Below are 15,320 nucleotides of genomic sequence, written 5' to 3'. Positions count from 1 at the left end.
AGAGCGTATTACTCAGGCAGCGTTGGCAGCACCGTTGGCGGCGCTGGTGGCTTTGCCGGCGGCCTGGGTGAACTGCGAGACAGCGGCGTTCAGGTTCGACTCGATCGCTTCGGCAGCCTGCTTGCTGGTCTTGGTGAACTGCTCGTAGCCGGCGTTGGCGTTGCTGATGGCGGTCTTCAGGGCCGACACGTAGGTTTCGGAACCGGCTGGGGCGTTCTTGGTCACTTCGTCGACCAGCGAGATCACCTTGCGGTTGACTTCGGCGATCTGGCTTTCGGCAGCGCGCGAGAACTCGGCGCCGGTGTCGGCGGCGATCGATGCCACCTGACGGCCGTAGGCCAGGGCTTTTTCAGCGCTCGGCTGGGCCTGCGACGAGGTCACCGAGAAGAATTCCTGCGGGTCTTTCACGGCCAGCAGCTGGCGCGCGGTTGCCGACGAGTTTTCCAGTGCGGCTTTGGCCGTGTTGATGTTCAGCTCCACCAGCTTTTCCACGCCTTCGAAGGTCTTGGAGGTCAGGGTCGACAGCAGGGCGAATTGGGATTCCAGGTTGGCTTTGGTCGCGTTCGAAAACTGCTCGGGGAATGCAAACATGTAGTTCTCCAGTATTGGATGAATATTGAACGTGGTGGACCCGGATGTTGCTAGGACCGTTACTAGCGGCTGGTTTCGAACATCTCTTGTGCGCCGCAACATGACCAGATTTTACCGGGTTCCGATTATGCGTCAAGCACTTTTGATGCGGCGCACAATACGGAAGCGTTATTTTGATATATATCAATCCATGCAATCGTTTGCATGCTTATTCGTTTGCACCGATACAACACTCACCTTGGGTAAGGACAGGTCGGCAGGGACCCTGACAGCATGCTAGACTGGCAATTCCATGCGCCCATCCGCCCCCGAATCCTCCGCCGCGTCCGACGTGCAGGCCAGCCCGGTCCCGCCCGCGCCGCCGTCACGCAGCGGCTGGCTGGCACCGGTGCCGCTGTTTTTCGTCGCCTTGTGGAGCACCGGCTTCATCGCCGCCAAGTACGGCCTGCCGTATGCGCCGCCCCTGACTTTTCTGATCCTGCGCTGCCTGGGCGCCTTGCTGGTCCTGGTGCCGATGGTGCTGGTGGGCGGCGCACCATGGCCGCGCGGCCGCATCCTGCACGTGGCGGTGGCCGGACTCCTGCTGCAGGCCGGTTACCTGGGCGGTGTCTGGAGCGCCATCAAGATCGGCATGCCGGCCGGCTTGTCGGCCCTGATCGTCGGCCTGCAACCGATCCTGACCGCGTTTGCCGCGCCCCTGGTCGGCGAACGCGTCAGTGCGCGCCAATGGCTGGGACTGCTGCTGGGCCTGGGCGGCGTCGGCCTGGTGGTGTATGCCAAGATCAGCCTGAATGGCCTGTCGCCCGCGGCGATCGGCTTGTGTCTGCTGGCGCTGCTGTCGATTACCAGCGGCACGCTGTACCAGAAGCGCTTCTGTCCGCATTTCGACTTGCGCACCGGCACCCTGATCCAGTTTGCCGCCACCGCACTGGCGCTGCTGCCGCTGGCGGTGCTGCTGGAAGACTTCGGCCCGGCGCTGGCCAGCGTGCACTGGACGCCGCAGTTCGTCGGCGCGCTGCTATGGTCGGTGCTCGCGCTGTCGATCGGCGCCATCTTCCTGCTGTTCAGGCTCATCAGCCGCAACGATGCGACCAGGGTCACCAGCCTGTTGTACCTGACGCCGCCAACCACCGCCGTGATGGCCTGGCTGATGTTCGGCGAGGCGCTGAGCCCGCTTGGACTGGTCGGCATGGTGGTCGCGGTGACGGGCGTTGCCTTCGTCGTCAGAAAGTAATCGAGTCCATGCCTTACAAGGAGAATCCATGATCACCAGCCCGCAGCAACAAGCCGTCGACGCCGCCATCACCTCGCGTCGCTCGATCCGCGCCTTCCTGGACACGCCGGTCGCACGCGAAGACATCGAAGCCATCCTCGAAGTCGCGGCGCGCGCGCCCTCCGGGACGAATACCCAGCCGTGGAAGGTGTACGTGCTGACCGGCGCGCCTAAGGAAAGCTTGAGCAGCGCGATCCTGGCGGCCTATGGCGATGCGCAGCAGATCAAGGAACACACCGAGGAGTACGCCTACTATCCGCGCGAATGGGTTTCGCCCTTCATCGACCGCCGCCGCAAGGTCGGCTGGGACCTGTACGCGCTGCTGGGCCTGACGCGCGAGAACAAGGCGGGGATGGCGGCCCAGCATGGCCGCAACTACCGTTTCTTCGACGCGCCGGTCGGCCTGATTTTCACCATCGACCGCGTGATGGAGCAGGGCTCCTGGCTCGACTATGGCATGTTCTTGCAGAACATCATGGTGGCAGCGCGCGGCCGCGGTCTCGATACCTGCCCGCAGGCGGCTTTCACCCAGTTCCACAAGATCATTGCTGAGCAGCTGGGTTTGCCGGGCAACGAAATGCTGGTCTGCGGCATGGCGCTCGGCTATGCCGATCCGGGCAAGATCGAGAACAGCCTGGTCACCGAACGTGAACCGGTAGCGGGGTTCGTGCGCTTCGTCGAATAGCTTGTTCGATATACTTGGCGCCCAAGCTGTTGAAATATCAAGAGATTTCTACAACGCGAGAAACCTTGCGTTGTAGCAAAATCAAAGCCCAGATGTTACATTTCCTTGCGCTCTACCCGTCTTTCGCTACACTGCAAATGTGTGCTCATCAGTTTGCGTTCAAGGATTTACAGATGCTCAAGCTCGCATTGGCTGCCGCCATGTCCATGACTTTCCTTTTTGCAACGGCTGACGATGCCGCCGCCGCAACCAGGCACAAGGGGCGCACGGCCACCGCGAAAAAGGTCAAGGCCAAGCGCACCGACCTGGCCAAGGTCATCGCCGACGACAACCGTCAGCGCATGGTGCGCCGGATCGAGATGGTGCATGGCAAGCGCAAGGTGGTCTACCAGCGCGTGCGCCGCGCCGCGCCGGCCCTGGCCATCCTCAGCGCCGGCGATCTGGTCGGCCTGAACAAGACCCACGACCCGCTCGACCTGCGTTCCTCGGTGGCCTATGTGCTCGACCAGACCAGCTCGGAAGTGCTGTTCGAAAAGAATTCGACCGTCGCCCTGCCGATCGCCTCGATCACCAAACTGATGACGGGCCTGATCGTGGTCCAGGCCCACCAGAACCTGGACGAAGTGCTGACCATCAGCGATGCCGACGTCGACAAGCACAAATTCACCAGTTCGCGCCTGCCGGTCGGCACCCGCATGACCCGCGGCAACCTGCTGCACATCGCGCTGATGAGTTCCGAGAACCGCGCCGCCGCCGCACTGGGCCGCAACTACCCGGGCGGCATCACGGCCTTTGTCGAGGCGATGAATGCCAAGGCAAAAGAACTCGGCATGAACGACACGCGCTACGTGGATTCGAGTGGCCTGTCGAGCCAGAACGTGTCGAGTGCGCGCGACCTGGCCAAGCTGGCGATCACTGCCCACCAGGAGCCGCTGCTGCGCCAGTACACGACCGATCCGAACTATGCGGTCCAGGCCAGCGGACGGACGCTGCAGTATCACAACACCAACTACCTGGTCGCGATGCCGGACTGGAATATCGGTTTGCAGAAGACCGGTTTCATCAACGAAGCAGGGCGTTGCCTGGTGATGCAGGCCATGATCCAGGGCCGGAACGTGATCATGGTGTTCCTGGATTCGAAGGGCAAGCAGTCGCGGACCGCGGATGCGGGCCGGATGCGCAAGTGGCTGGAAGCATTGAAGCCGGCGATTCCGGCGACGGCCGCCGCGGCCGTGCCGGTGACGGTGTCGGCGGTGGTGCCGGGGACCACTGCGCAGTAACTAGATGTTGGCACCCACCCGGTGCCCCAGCGTCGCCGAAATCTGCGCCGCCGTGTTCACCAGGTCTTCCAGCCATTCTTCCTGCAGCCGGTCGGCGGGCGCCGAGATCGACAGGCCCGCCACCAGCTTGCCGCTGTCGTCATGGATGCCGGCGGCCATGCAGCGCACGCCCAGTTCGAGTTCTTCGTTGTCGCGCGCATAGCCGCGCGAGCGCACCAGGGCCAGCTCGCGCTCGAGGCGGCCGAGGTCGGTGATCGAATTCTTGTTGTGCCCGGCCAGGCCGGTACGGGTGGCGTAGGCGCGGATCGCCTTCGGCTCGTCCACCGACAGGAACAGCTTGCCGGTCGAGGTCAGGTGCAGCGGACCGCGGCCGCCGATCGCACGTACCACCTGCATGCCGGAACGCTCGGAGAAGGCGCGGTCGATGTAGACGATTTCGTCGCCCTGGCGCACCGACAGGTTGACGGTCTGGCGGGTCTTGTTGTGCAGCGCGCGCATCAGGTCGACCGCCGCTTCGCGCACCGACAGCCGGCTCTTCACCACATTCCCCAGTTCCAGCAGGCGCATGCCCAAGCGATACGTACCCGGCTCGACGCGGTCGACGAAGCGGGTCACCACCATGTCGTTGAGGATGCGGTGCGCGGTCGAGGGGTGTAGACCGGAAACCTTCGACAATTCCTTCAGGCTCACGGGATCCGTATAACTGGCCAGGACGTCGAGCAGGGCGACCATGCGTTCAATCACCTGGATGGAAGTCTTTGCTGGTTCGAGCGTTTCCATTTTCATATTGTGGTTGGTGCAGTGCGGTATATTTCTCTACTTTATACCATAATGTGAAAATTGTGTTTAACGTGTTGTTGTAAGCTGCGGCATAATGCCAATCCTGCAAGCAAACACGACATCCATGACCCAACCCAGCAGCGAGTTCAAGAGCAAGGGCGGCCTGGCGCGCATCGCCGCCGCCACCGGTTATTCGATCGCCGGTTTCCGGCACGCCTGGCAGCATGAACACGCTTTCCGCCAGGAGCTGATGGTGGCGCTGCCGGCGGCCATCGTCGCGCTGTTCCTGCCGGTGTCCGCCTTCCAGAAACTGGTTTTGATCGCCGTGCTCGGGCTGGTGCTGCTGGTCGAGCTGATCAATGCCGCGATCGAAGCCGTGGTCGACCGCGTGTCGCTGGAACGCCATCCGCTGTCCAAGGCCGCCAAGGACCTGGGCAGTGCGGCGGTGGCGCTGGCGATCGCCATGGCAGGGGCGACCTGGGCCGTGGTGCTGTACAACCGTTTCTTTTGACGCAGTTTTCGCATTTTTCCTAACCTGAAGGAGATCAGCATGACTTTACGCCTGGGCGACACCGCCCCCGATTTCGAGCAGGATTCCACCATCGGCCGCATCCGCTTCCACGACTGGGCCGGCGATTCCTGGGTGGTGCTGTTTTCCCACCCGGCCGACTTCACGCCGGTGTGCACCACCGAGCTGGGCCTGACCGCCAAACTGAAGCCGGAATTCGACAAGCGCAACGTCAAGGCCATCGCCCTGTCGGTCGACCCGGCCGAGCAGCACAAGGCCTGGATCAAGGACATCGAAGAAACCCAGCAGACCGTGGTCGGCTTCCCGATCATCGCCGATGCCGATAAATCGGTCTCCCAGCTGTACGACATGATCCACCCGAACGCCTCGGCCACCGCGACCGTGCGTTCGCTGTTCGTGATCGACCCGGCCAAGAAAGTGCGTCTGATCATCACCTACCCGATGAGCACCGGCCGCAATTTCGACGAAGTCCTGCGCGTGATCGACGCCCTGCAACTGACCGACGGCTACACCGTGGCAACCCCGGGCAACTGGAAGGACGGCGATGACGTGATCATCCCGCTGACCGTGCAGGATCCGGAGCAGTTGAAGCAGAAGTATCCGAAAGGCTATACGGCACCGCGTCCTTATCTGCGTCTGACGCCGCAGCCCAATAAGTAAGCGTGTAGGCGGGCACTCCGTGCCCACGCGCAATGCCCGCATAAGCAAAGAAGTAATCTGTTGTTTGCTTAACGGCTGAGGCCCTTTACCCTTGGAGCGAATCTGGGGGTAAAGTATGTTGATGACGTATATTTTGTCGGGTTTCGCTGTCGGCTTGCTGGTCGGAATGACCGGCGTTGGCGGCGGTTCGCTGATGACGCCGCTGCTGACGCTGCTGTTCGGCGTCACGCCGTCGGTGGCGGTCGGCACCGACCTCGCCTTCGCCTCGCTCACCAAGAGCGCCGGCACAGTCACCCATCGCCAACGCGGCAACGTGCACTGGCCCATCGTCGGCCGCCTGTGCATGGGCGCGCTGCCCGCCGCACTGCTGGCCACCCTGGCCCTGCAGCACTTCGGTCCGCTGGACGCCGCCATTGGCCAGGTGATCCGCTATTCCATCGCCGTTTCCGTGATGCTGACCGTGGTCGCGATCCTGTTCCGTACGCGCATGCTGGCCTGGGTCAATGCCAAGCCCGGGCGACAGCTGCAGGGCAGAAGCCTGACTGTCGCCACCATCTTTTCCGGTGCCGTGCTCGGCACCCTGGTCACGATCTCGTCGATCGGCGCCGGCGCCATCGGCGCGACCCTGCTGGTGATGCTGTATCCGAAGCTGAGCCCGGCCGAAATCGCCGGCACCGACATCGCCTACGCCGTGCCGCTGACCGCCATCGCCGCCGCCGGCCACTGGTGGCTGGGCTCGATCGACTGGATGCTGCTGGTGACCCTGCTGGTCGGCTCGGTGCCGGGCATCACGCTCGGTTCCTGGGCCGCGAAGGCCGTGCCGGACGGTTTCCTGCGCGGCTTGCTGGCCATGACCCTGGCGCTGGTGGCCCTCAAGCTGGTGGTGTGATGAAGGCAGCTTAATAGCCAGGCGATCTATGCAAATGAAGAATGCTTCGTTTGCAATATGTGTTCAGGGTGCGATTATGTCGCGTTATTAGAAGAAATTGTAATAAGGCCCCCTATGAACTTAGCGACCAGCCGCAGCAGCGCCAACCGGGTGATCCCCGGCTTCGGGCTGTCGCTCGGCTTCACGATCTTCTACCTGGCCCTGATCGTCCTGGTGCCCCTGTCGGCGATCTTCCTGAAGACCTTTACCATGACCTGGGAGGCGTTCTGGAGCGCGGTCACCTCGGAACGCGTGATGGCCTCCTACCGCCTGAGCTTCGGCGCGGCCCTGATCGGCGCCGCCATCAACGTCGTGTTCGGCGGCATCGTCGCCTGGGTGCTGGTGCGCTACCAGTTTCCCGGCAAGCGCTTCGTCGACGCCCTGGTCGACCTGCCGTTCGCGCTGCCCACCGCGGTCGCCGGCATCACGCTGACGGCGCTGTATTCGAGCAATGGCTGGATCGGCAAATACCTGGAACCGCTGGGCATCAAGATTGCGTTCACGCCGCTGGGCGTGGTGGTGGCGCTGACCTTTATCGGGCTGCCCTTTGTGGTGCGTACCGTGCAACCGGTCTTGGAAGACGCCGAGCGCGAGCTGGAAGAGGCGGCCGCCAGCCTCGGCGCCAGCCCCTGGCAGACCTTCACCCGCGTGATCCTTCCGGGCATCGTGCCGGCCCTGCTGACCGGCTTCGCGCTGGCCTTTGCGCGCGCGACCGGCGAATACGGCTCGGTGGTGTTCATCGCCGGCAACATGCCGATGGTGTCCGAGATCACGCCGCTCTTCATCATCACCAAGCTCGAGCAGTACGACTACACGGGCGCCACCGCGATCGCCGTGGTCATGCTGGTCGTCTCCTTCCTGCTGTTGCTGGCGATCAACCTGCTGCAGGCCTGGACCCGCAAACGGGCGGGGAAATAATATGAGCGCCGTCCTGGAAAACATCAAACCGGCTGACGCCACGGTCGCCCAGGCGCCGCGCAAGGCCACCAATACGCTGGAGCCGGGCTGGGTGCGCTACGTGCTGATCGCCGTGGCCCTGATCTTCCTGACCCTGTTCCTGTTCGTGCCGCTGGTCGCGGTGTTCGCCGAAGCGTTGAAGAACGGCTGGGATGTCTATAAAGAAGCGATCCTCGAGCCGGATGCACTGGCGGCCATCAAGCTGACCCTGATCGCGGCCGGCATTTCGGTGCCGCTGAACCTGGTGTTCGGCGTCGCTGCCGCCTGGTGCATCGCCAAGTTCGACTTCCGCGGCAAGAGCGTGCTGCTGACCCTGATCGACCTGCCGTTCTCGGTATCGCCGGTGATTGCCGGCCTGATCTACGTGCTGATGTTCGGTTCGCAGGGCTGGTTCGGCCCCTGGCTGATGGACCACGACATCAAGATCCTGTTCGCGGTGCCGGGCATCGTGCTGGCGACCGTGTTCATTACTTTCCCCTTCGTTGCGCGCGAACTGATCCCGCTGATGCAGGCCCAAGGCAGCGAAGAGGAAGAGGCGGCCCTGGTGCTGGGCGCGTCCGGCTGGGCGACCTTCCGCCGCGTGACGCTGCCCAACATCAAGTGGGGCCTGCTGTACGGCGTGATCCTGTGTAATGCCCGCGCGATGGGCGAGTTCGGCGCGGTGTCCGTGGTGTCCGGCCATATCCGCGGCGAGACCAACACCATGCCGCTGCAGGTCGAGATCCTCTACAACGAATACAACTTCACGGCGGCCTTTGCGATCGCTTCGCTGCTGGCGCTGCTGGCCCTGGTGACGCTGGCGGTGAAATCCTTTATCGAATGGCGCCTCCACCAGAACCGCAAGGTGAACGCGCAAATGCAAGCCAATACTACGGAGCACTGAGCATGACGATCGAAGTCCAACACATCCGCAAGCAATTCGGCCAGTTCACGGCCCTGGATGACGTCTCGCTGCAGTTTGCCGACGGCGAGCTGACCGCGCTGCTCGGTCCTTCCGGCTGCGGCAAGACCACGCTGCTGCGCATCATCGCCGGCCTGGAGTTCCCGGACGCCGGCCGCGTGCTGCTCGACGGCGCCGACGCCTCGGCCAGCCACGTGCGCGAGCGCCAGGTCGGCTTCGTGTTCCAGCACTACGCGCTGTTCAAGCACATGACCGTGTTCGAGAACGTCGCCTTCGGCCTGCGCGTCAAGCCGCGCAAGGAGCGCCCGAGCGAAGCGCAGATCCGCGAGAAGGTGAAAAAGCTGCTCGAGCTGGTGCAGCTGGACTGGATCGCCGACCGCTACCCGCCGCAGCTGTCGGGCGGCCAGCGCCAGCGCATCGCTTTGGCCAGGGCACTGGCGGTGGAGCCGCGCGTGCTGCTGCTCGACGAACCCTTCGGCGCGCTCGACGCCAAGGTGCGCAAGGAACTGCGCCGCTGGCTGCGCCAGTTGCACGACGAGCTGCACGTGACCTCGATCTTCGTGACCCACGACCAGGAAGAAGCGCTGGAAGTGGCCGACCAGGTGGTGCTGATGAATAAAGGCCGCGTCGAGCAGCTCGGCACCCCTAGCGCCGTCTACAATCAGCCGGCCTCGCCCTTCGTCTACGGCTTCCTCGGCAACGTGAATCTGTTCCACGGCCGCGTCAACGATGGCGTGCTGGCCAGCGGCGATGCGAAATTCCATGCGCCGCAATACGCCGGCGTGCAGAACGGCGAGGGCATCGCCTACGTGCGCCCGCACGACCTCGAAGTCGAGCGCTATACGGCGGGCGGCGAGGGCGTGGCGGTCAAGCTGCGCCGTGCGCACGCGATCGGCCCGCTGGCCCAGCTCGACCTGGAGCGCGCCGACAATGCTCAATTGATCGAAGCGGTGATCCCAAATGAGCAGTACCGCGCGCTGAATCTGCGCGACGGCGAGACCCTGCTGGTCAAACCGCGCCGCATGCACGTGTTCGTCGACCAGAATTTCGTTGAGCAAGGTGGGGGCATATGAACTTCCAGCAGCTGCGTTCGGTGCGTGAGGCGGCGCGCCGCAACTTCAACCTGACCGACGTGGCGAACGCCCTGTTCACCTCGCAGCCAGGGGTATCGCGCCAGATCCGCGAACTCGAGGACGAGCTGGGCGTGGTCATCTTCGAGCGCAACGGCAAGCGCCTGACCGGCATGACCGATCCGGGCAAGGGCATCCTCAAGATCATCGAGCGCCTGCTGGTCGAGGCCGAGAACCTGCAGCAGGCCAGCAGCGAGTATGCGGCCCAGGACAGCGGCACGCTGACCGTCGCCGTGACCCACACCCAGGCGCGCTATGCGCTGCCGCAGGTGGTGCAGGCTTTCCGCAACAGCTATCCGGAGGTGCGCATCGCCCTGCAGCAGAGCGCGCCGGAACACATCGCCGAATGGGTGCTGTCCGGCCGCGCCGACATCGGCATCGCCACCGAGGGTTTGTCGGCCTTCCCCGAGCTGGTGTCCTTCCCTTGCTACCGCTGGAGTCACCTGGTGGTGGTGCCGGACGGCCATCCGCTCTTGCAGCAAAGCCCGATCAAGCTGGCCGACCTCGCCGAGTATCCCTTGATCACCTACGACGTCGGCTTCACCGGCCGCGGCCACATCGACGCCGCCTTCGCCAGCGCCGGCGTGAACCCGGACATCGTGCTGACGGCGATGGATTCGGACGTTATCAAGCAGTATGTGTCGCTGGGGATGGGGGTTGGTATCGTCGCGTCGATGGCGTTCGACCATGGGCGGGATCGCGGCTTGCGTGCGATCGAGTCTTCGCATCTGTTTGCGCCGAATGTGACGCGGCTGGCGGTGCGCAAGGGGGCTTATTTGCGGGCCTATGCGTATGACTTCATTGAGCGCTTTGCGCAGGGATTTACGCGGGCGGATATCGAGCGGGCTTTGCATCCGGTGGCGGCGGAATAATTGCCCCGTCATTCCCGCGCAGGCTGGAATGACGTTCAGAACTCACTGGCCGGGATTCGTGTACCTGGCATGAATCGCATCGATCGCCTTCACCACCTCATCCGGCAGCGCCACGCTTTCCGCATCGATGTTTTCCTTCAGCTGCGCCGGCGTGGTCGCGCCGATGATAGTCGAGCCCACGCACCAGCGCGAATAGCACCAGGCCAGCGCCATCTGCGCGGGTGTCATGCCGTTGGCGCGCGCCAGCGCCGCATATTCCTTCACCGCCGCGAACACGGCCGGACGCAGATAGCGCGGACTCCAGGTCGGCGGATAAATGGTCAGGCGGCCATGCGCCTGCGGATCGTCGACGTACTTGGCGCTCAGCTGGCCGAAGGCGAGGGGGCTGTAGGCCAGCAGGCTGACTTCTTCGCGATAGCAGACTTCGTCGAGCAGCGTGGTTTCGAATGCGCGCGCGGTCAGGTTGTACAGGTTCTGGATGGTGGCGATGCGCGGCAGGCCCCGCATCTCGGACTGCTTGATGTATTCCGACACGCCCCACGGGCTTTCGTTCGACACGCCGATGTGGCGGATCTTGCCTTCCTCGATCAGCTCCCCCAGCACGGCCAGCGTCTCCTCGACCGGGATGCTGGCGCGTTCTTTCTTCGGATCGAACTGGTTGGCGCCGAAGATCGGCACGTTGCGGCTCGGCCAGTGCAGCTGGTAGAGGTCGATGTAATCGGTCTGCAAGCGTTGCAGGCTGGCGTCGACGGCGGCGCGGATGTTCTTCGCGTCCAGGTTGTGCTTGCCGCCGCGGATCCAGGTCTGGGTCGCGTTCGGGCCGGCGGCTTTGGTGGCCAGCACGATCTGGTCGCGCTTGCCGGATTTTTTCAGCCAGGTGCCGATGAAGCGTTCGGTCGAACCCTGGGTGCCGGCCTTGGGTGGGACCGGGTACATTTCTGCGGTGTCGATGAAGTTGATGCCGCGTTCGATGGCGTAGTCGAGCTGGCTGTGGGCATCGGCTTCTGTGTTCTGCTCGCCGAAGGTCATGGTGCCTAGGCAGATGCGGGAGACGCTTAAGTCGGTGCGGCCGAGTTTTGTCGTTTTCATTCGAGAGTCCTACTTGGGTCCCCGCCTGCGCGGGGACGACGGGGCTTAATGACGCAGCGCGTCTGCACACTCGCGCACCAGCGCCGGCCCACGATAAATCAGCCCGCTATACAGCTGCACCAGCTGGGCACCGGCCTGGACCTTGGCCTTGGCGTCGCGGCCGCTCAGGATGCCGCCCACGCCGATGATGGGCACGGCGTCGCCGACTTCCTTGTACAGCGCGCGGATCACGATGTTCGACAGGTCGAACACCGGTGCGCCGGACAGGCCGCCCTGCTGGTTGGCGTGGCGGTGGTTTTCGACGTCGCGGCGGCTGAGCGTGGTGTTGGTGGCGATCACGCCGTCGATGCCATGGCGCAGCAGGGCGGCGCCGATGTCGCGGAGCTGGTCGGCGTCGACGTCCGGCGCGATCTTCAGCGCCAGCGGCACGTAGCGGCCGTGCTCGTCGGCCAGGCGCGACTGCTCGCCCTTCAGCTGGGCCAGCAGGGCATCGAGTTCGGAGGCGCCTTGCAGCTGGCGCAGGTTCTTGGTGTTCGGCGAGGAGATGTTCACCGTCACGTAGCTGGCATAGGGGTAAACCTTGCGCAGGCAGTGCAGGTAATCCTCGGCGGCGCGTTCGATCGGGGTGTCGGCGTTCTTGCCGATGTTCAGGCCGAGCACGCCCTGCTTTTCCTGATAAAAGCGCGAGGCCTGCACGTTGGCGACGAAGGCGTCGACGCCGCCGTTATTGAAACCCATGCGGTTGATGATGCCGCGCGCGCTGGGCAGGCGGAAGATGCGCGGCTTCGGATTGCCGGCCTGCGGGCGCGGCGTGACGGTGCCGACCTCGATCGAGCCGAAGCCGAGTGCCGCCAGGCCGTCGATGTAGGCGCCATCCTTGTCCAGGCCGGCAGCGAGGCCGACCGGATTCGGGAAGGTGATGCCCATGACGGTGCGCGGATCGGGGCGTGGTTTGCTGACGAGGCGCGTCACGCCGAGCGCATTCGCGCGGCGCAAGGCGGGCAGGGTCAGATTGTGGGCCGTTTCGGGGTCGAGGGTGAACAGCAGCGGGCGGGCGAGGGCGTACAGGAGTGTGTCGGACATGGCTACCTAACGTGAATTCCCGACATTCTACCCTGTGCGTGCCCTACCGCTCCAATACTCCCCAGACGCCGTCGATGCGCGCCTCCAGCGGCCGGAAGTTGATCTTGTAGGCCATCTTCGGGCTCTGCTCGATCCAGTAGCCGAGGTAGACATAGGGCAGGCCCAGTTCGCGCGCCTGCTCGATCTGCCACAGCACGTTGTAGGTGCCGTAGGAGGCGCCTTCGACGTCGGGATCGAAGAAGGTGTAGACCGAGGACAGGCCGTCCGACAGCACGTCGATGATCGACACCATGCGCAAGGTGCCGCCCGGCTCGCGGAACTCGACCAGTCGCGTATTGACGCGGCTCTGCAGCAGGAACTGCGCGTACTGGTCGCGGCTGTCCTGGTCCATGCCGCCGCCGACGTGGCGCGTGGTCTGGTAGCGCAGGTAGAGCGCATAGTGCTCGTCCGAGAACGACAGGTTGGCGACCGTTGCGGACAGGTCCGAATGGCGCTTCCAGGCACGGCGCTGGCTGCGGTTGGGTCCGAAGTCGTTGACGGCCACGCGCACTGGAATGCAGGCGCGGCAGCCGTCGCAATACGGACGGTAAGTAAAGATCCCGCTGCGGCGGAAACCGTTGCGCACCAGCTCCGAATACACGTCCGCGTTGATCAGGTGCGAAGGCGTGGCCACCTGCGAGCGCGCCTGGCGCGCATCGAGGTAGCTGCACGGATAGGGCGCCGTGGTATAGAACTGCAGCGTGGAAAAGGGCAGGTCATTTAAGTGCGTCATGCAATGCTCTCGAGACGACGTGTTTGACCCATTGTAGCCAAAGACAGCGCCGCGCACCGTTAGGTGGTCAACGGTGGCGCAACTTCCCAACGTTCGATGGCGGGCTCGGCGATGGCCTGGCGTAGATGTTCAAGAAACGCCTGGCGCGGAATCGGCATGGCGCCGAGCGAGGCCAGGTGCCCGGTCTCCTGCTGGCAGTCGAGCAGGCGCACGCCGTGATTGCGCAGGAAGGCGACCAGGTAGGCCAGCGCCACCTTGGACGCATCCGAGACGCGCGCGAACATCGATTCGCCATAGAACATGCGGCCGATGCACACGCCATACGCGCCGCCGACCAGCTCGCCGTCCAGCCAGACCTCGGCCGAGTGGGCATAGCCGAGGCGGTGCAGGCCGGTGTAGCCGGCGATGATGTCTTCCGAGATCCAGGTGCCCGGACCGTCCTTGCGCGGCGCGGCGCAGGAACGCATCACGGATTCGAAGGCGCTGTCGAAGCGCACCACCCACGGGCCGCCTTCGAGGCGCGAGCGTTCGACCTTTCTCAAGGTCTTTTTCAGGCTGTCGCTGATCTTGAAGCGCTCGGTGTACAGCACCATGCGCGGATCGGTGCTCCACCACAGGATCGGCTGGCCTTCCGAGAACCAGGGGAAGATGCCGTTGCGGTAGGCCTGCAGCAGGCGCTGGGGCGACAGGTCGGCGCCGGCGGCCAGCAGGCCGGGCGCATCCGTGGTCAATGCCTCGGAGACGTCGGGGAAGGGCGTATTCGCTTCGAGCCAGGGGATCATGGTGCCGTATTCAATCCGGTTCGACAGGGGCCCTCATGGGCCGCGTGATGTCGCGGCTGTGGAAACCGTAGCTGCCTCCCTCGAGCACCTTGCGGCGGTCGGCGAAGAACAGCTCCAGCGTGGTGCGGATGGTCGGGAAGGCCAGGTCGTCCCACGGGATCTCGTGTTCGGCGAACATCTGCACGTCCAGGCTCTCGACGCCGGCCTCGTAGTCGAGGTCGAGCAGGCGCGCCAGGTAGAACAGATGGACCTGGTGTACGTGGGCGACATTGAGCAGGGTGAACAGGTTGCCCAGTTCGACGTTGGCGCCGGCTTCCTCCTCGGTCTCGCGCACAGCGGCCTGGCCGGTGGTCTCTTCGTTTTCCATGAAACCCGCCGGCAGGGTCCAGTAGCCGTAGCGCGGTTCGATCGCGCGTTTGCACAGCAGCACCTTGAGTTCGCCATCCTGTTCCCAGACAGGGATCGAGCCGATCACCATTTTCGGGTTCTGGTAATGGATGGTGCCGCATTGGGTGCACACGTAGCGCGGACGGTTGTCGCCTTCAGGGATGGCCACCGTCACCGGATGGGCGCACTCGGAGCAGAATTTCATGGAAAAAGGAGGTAATGACGTTGCCCTTACTTTACCACCGTATCGGGCCAGCTGTAGCGAAACCGGATCGGCCATTGCCTAAACCGGCTGGGGCCCGTATAATACGAACCATCAGACGCGGGGTGGAGCAGTCTGGCAGCTCGTCGGGCTCATAACCCGAAGGTCACAGGTTCAAATCCTGTCCCCGCAACCAAATTCGAGGCCGTTGATTCTGTTCAGGATCAGCGGCCTTTTCATTTTCCCTGCCGGCCCCGGCAGCGCCTGAAGCTTCTCAAGCTTCCTCTCCCTTGCCGCAACGCCCGTGGTTCAGCCCGGTCGAACGCAGAGAGCATCTGACAAAGCCCCAGGGCAAGGCGCATCGCCGCAGTGGCGGACCACGAAGACAGTACGTTAGTACGGCGAGACGAATGCAACGC

At 64.0% G+C, this 15,320-nt stretch carries 17 protein-coding genes and 1 tRNA gene; 11 read left to right on the top strand and 7 right to left on the bottom strand.

Annotation, left to right across the window (positions count from 1 at the left end; translation table 11 throughout):
- Positions 1-12: 12 nt before the first annotated feature.
- Entirely contained in the window at positions 13-591 is a 579-nt protein-coding gene (gene phaP, locus NX782_RS21695; RefSeq protein WP_258847577.1) for a TIGR01841 family phasin, read from the bottom strand.
- A gap of 292 nt (positions 592-883) precedes the next feature.
- Here phaP and NX782_RS21690 point away from each other — a divergent pair, with 292 nt between their 5' ends.
- From NX782_RS21690 to pbpG, 3 genes are all read left to right on the top strand, one after another.
- Positions 884-1,825: a DMT family transporter gene (locus tag NX782_RS21690; protein ID WP_258847576.1), complete on the top strand. Its 942-nt coding sequence runs from the start codon at positions 884-886 to the stop codon at positions 1,823-1,825.
- A 28-nt stretch (positions 1,826-1,853) separates the two neighbouring features.
- Positions 1,854-2,549 (top strand): nitroreductase, encoded by a 696-nt coding sequence (locus NX782_RS21685; RefSeq protein WP_258847575.1) that lies wholly within the window; start codon positions 1,854-1,856, stop codon positions 2,547-2,549.
- A 173-nt stretch (positions 2,550-2,722) separates the two neighbouring features.
- Positions 2,723-3,829 carry a D-alanyl-D-alanine endopeptidase gene (gene pbpG / locus NX782_RS21680; protein WP_258847574.1) on the top strand — a complete coding sequence of 369 codons (1,107 nt, stop codon included), beginning with the start codon at positions 2,723-2,725 and terminating at the stop codon, positions 3,827-3,829.
- Here the strand turns inward: pbpG and NX782_RS21675 are convergent, their stop codons facing one another.
- Positions 3,830-4,615, bottom strand: a complete 786-nt coding sequence (locus tag NX782_RS21675; RefSeq protein WP_258847573.1) for an IclR family transcriptional regulator — start codon at positions 4,613-4,615, stop codon at positions 3,830-3,832. It lies immediately after the preceding gene.
- 118 nt (positions 4,616-4,733) lie between these two features.
- On the opposite strand from NX782_RS21675, the gene NX782_RS21670 reads away from it, so the two are divergent.
- The 7 genes from NX782_RS21670 (at position 4,734) to NX782_RS21640 (ending at position 10,586) form a co-directional block, all read left to right on the top strand.
- Entirely contained in the window at positions 4,734-5,120 is a 387-nt protein-coding gene (locus tag NX782_RS21670; protein WP_258847572.1) for a diacylglycerol kinase, read from the top strand.
- A 39-nt stretch (positions 5,121-5,159) separates the two neighbouring features.
- Positions 5,160-5,798, top strand: coding sequence for a peroxiredoxin (locus NX782_RS21665; protein ID WP_258847571.1), 639 nt, complete (start codon positions 5,160-5,162; stop codon positions 5,796-5,798).
- Positions 5,799-5,913: 115 nt separating this feature from the next.
- Complete coding sequence (locus tag NX782_RS21660) at positions 5,914-6,687, top strand: sulfite exporter TauE/SafE family protein (protein ID WP_258847570.1); 774 nt, start codon at positions 5,914-5,916, stop codon at positions 6,685-6,687.
- A gap of 114 nt (positions 6,688-6,801) precedes the next feature.
- The gene (gene cysT / locus NX782_RS21655) at positions 6,802-7,644 is read left to right on the top strand and encodes a sulfate ABC transporter permease subunit CysT (protein ID WP_258847569.1); all 843 of its coding nucleotides are present in this window, start codon (positions 6,802-6,804) and stop codon (positions 7,642-7,644) included.
- A 1-nt stretch (position 7,645) separates the two neighbouring features.
- Positions 7,646-8,566, top strand: coding sequence for a sulfate ABC transporter permease subunit CysW (gene cysW / locus NX782_RS21650; RefSeq protein WP_258847568.1), 921 nt, complete (start codon positions 7,646-7,648; stop codon positions 8,564-8,566).
- Positions 8,567-8,568: 2 nt separating this feature from the next.
- On the top strand, positions 8,569-9,657 hold the full coding sequence (locus NX782_RS21645) for a sulfate/molybdate ABC transporter ATP-binding protein (RefSeq protein ID WP_258847567.1): 1,089 nt from the start codon (positions 8,569-8,571) through the stop codon (positions 9,655-9,657).
- Positions 9,654-10,586 (top strand): CysB family HTH-type transcriptional regulator, encoded by a 933-nt coding sequence (locus tag NX782_RS21640; protein WP_258847566.1) that lies wholly within the window; start codon positions 9,654-9,656, stop codon positions 10,584-10,586. Before NX782_RS21645 ends, NX782_RS21640 begins: the two co-directional genes overlap by 4 nt.
- A gap of 42 nt (positions 10,587-10,628) precedes the next feature.
- On the opposite strand, the gene NX782_RS21635 is transcribed toward NX782_RS21640, so the two are convergent.
- Genes NX782_RS21635 through NX782_RS21615 form a run of 5 tightly spaced genes read right to left on the bottom strand, consistent with a single transcriptional unit; the run spans position 10,629 to position 14,904 of the window.
- Positions 10,629-11,675 carry an aldo/keto reductase gene (locus NX782_RS21635; protein WP_258847565.1) on the bottom strand — a complete coding sequence of 349 codons (1,047 nt, stop codon included), beginning with the start codon at positions 11,673-11,675 and terminating at the stop codon, positions 10,629-10,631.
- Between the two features lie 45 nt (positions 11,676-11,720).
- Entirely contained in the window at positions 11,721-12,758 is a 1,038-nt protein-coding gene (locus NX782_RS21630; RefSeq protein ID WP_258847564.1) for a quinone-dependent dihydroorotate dehydrogenase, read from the bottom strand.
- A 43-nt stretch (positions 12,759-12,801) separates the two neighbouring features.
- Positions 12,802-13,530: an arginyltransferase gene (locus tag NX782_RS21625; protein ID WP_258847563.1), complete on the bottom strand. Its 729-nt coding sequence runs from the start codon at positions 13,528-13,530 to the stop codon at positions 12,802-12,804.
- Positions 13,531-13,589: 59 nt separating this feature from the next.
- Positions 13,590-14,312 (bottom strand): leucyl/phenylalanyl-tRNA--protein transferase, encoded by a 723-nt coding sequence (gene aat, locus NX782_RS21620; RefSeq protein ID WP_258847562.1) that lies wholly within the window; start codon positions 14,310-14,312, stop codon positions 13,590-13,592.
- Between the two features lie 10 nt (positions 14,313-14,322).
- A complete protein-coding gene (locus NX782_RS21615; protein ID WP_258847561.1) occupies positions 14,323-14,904 on the bottom strand; it encodes an NUDIX hydrolase in 582 nt (193 codons plus the stop codon).
- Positions 14,905-15,020: 116 nt separating this feature from the next.
- On the opposite strand from NX782_RS21615, the gene NX782_RS21610 reads away from it, so the two are divergent.
- Positions 15,021-15,097 (top strand) — tRNA-Met (locus NX782_RS21610).
- Positions 15,098-15,320: the final 223 nt, after the last annotated feature.

It is taken from the genome of Massilia norwichensis (assembly GCF_024753245.1).
GTDB classification, from domain to species: domain Bacteria; phylum Pseudomonadota; class Gammaproteobacteria; order Burkholderiales; family Burkholderiaceae_D; genus Telluria; species Telluria norwichensis.
Note: the sequence above shows the minus strand (reverse complement) of the source record. Positions and strands in the feature narration are given on the sequence as shown.